At 68.2% G+C, this 1,256-nt stretch carries 2 protein-coding genes; both read left to right on the top strand.

Features of this window, described 5'->3' with window-relative positions:
- A partial coding sequence (locus MOV75_RS38725; RefSeq protein ID WP_247008100.1) for a MurR/RpiR family transcriptional regulator occupies nt 1-588 on the top strand: 588 nt, incomplete at its 5' end.
- A 3-nt stretch (nt 589-591) separates the two neighbouring features.
- Nucleotides 592-1,256, top strand: a 665-nt coding sequence (locus MOV75_RS38720) for an aminotransferase class III-fold pyridoxal phosphate-dependent enzyme (RefSeq protein ID WP_247008097.1), incomplete at its 3' end; no start/stop codon positions are given.

Below are 1,256 nucleotides of genomic sequence, written 5' to 3'. Positions count from 1 at the left end.
CTGCACGGCCCGAATTCCGATGTCGCGCTCGTCACCGACAAGCTCGTGGCCGAGGCCGCCGGCCTTCCGCGAATCCCGGCACAGCCGATCGCGGAGGCGGCCCGTGCGCTGCATCAGGCCAAGCGGATCTGGATCGCGGGCTATCGTAGCTGCCGCAGCGTTGCGGAGCTGCTGAACTACGAGCTGCGGTTATTCCGTCCCGAACAGGTGCAACTCATCGGAGCATCCGGCCCCGACGATCTCGACCTCGGCGCCTTCCGGCCCGGCGAAGCCGTCATCGTCATCGGCTTTCTGCCCTATACCCATGCGAGCGTTGGCGTCGCACAGGCCGCCTATCGCACCGGCGCGACGCTGATTGCGATCGCGGACAGCCTCTCTGCGCCGATGGCCGAGGGCGCCGACCACGTGCTGCTGTTCGAGGCGGCCTCCTCTCCCGGCTTCTTCCCGAGTCTCACCGGCGCGATCGCGATCGCGCAGTCGCTGGCCGCAGTGACGTTCTCGCTCGGCGGTGTCGCCGCGAAGAAGCGCCTGGAGAATACCGAGGCGCGGCTCACTGCTGCCTCCACCTACGTTTCAGAGAAAGGTTGATCCATGGCCGCCCGCATCAGCCGCGTGCTGCACCGCTCGTTGCGCGAGACGCCGCCCAAGGCGATCGGCGGCGAAGGCGTCTATCTCTTTGCCGAGGACGGACGGCGCGTGATCGACGCCTCCGGCGGCGCGGCCGTCTCATGCCTCGGCCATCAGCATCCCCGCGTGATCGCGGCGATGGCGAAGCAGGCTTCGACGCTGGCCTATGCCCACACGGCATTCTTCTCGTCCGAGCCGGCAGAGGCGCTGGCCGAAACGCTGGTCGGGCACGAGCCGGGCGGCCTCGCCTGTGCTTATTTCGTGAGCGGCGGATCGGAGGCGATCGAGGCCAGCATCAAGCTTGCACGGCAATATTTCATCGAGCGTGGCGAGCCGCAGCGGCAGCACTTCATCGGGCGCCGGCAGAGCTACCACGGCAACACACTTGGCGCGCTCGCCGCGGGCGGCAACGCCTGGCGACGCGCGCCTTATGCACCCTTGCTCTCGGCCGCCTTCAGCCATGTGACGCCGGCCTTTGCCTATCACGAGAAGCATGACGGTGAATCCGATGCGCAATTCGTGGCACGGTTGGCGGCCGAGTTGGAATCCGAGTTCCAGCGGCGTGGCCCCGATACCGTGGCGGCGTTCCTCGCCGAGCCCGTCGTCGGCGCCACCGCCGGCGCCGTGAC

It is taken from the genome of Bradyrhizobium sp. PRIMUS42 (assembly GCF_023006515.1).
Lineage (GTDB): Bacteria > Pseudomonadota > Alphaproteobacteria > Rhizobiales > Xanthobacteraceae > Bradyrhizobium.
Note: the sequence above shows the minus strand (reverse complement) of the source record. Positions and strands in the feature narration are given on the sequence as shown.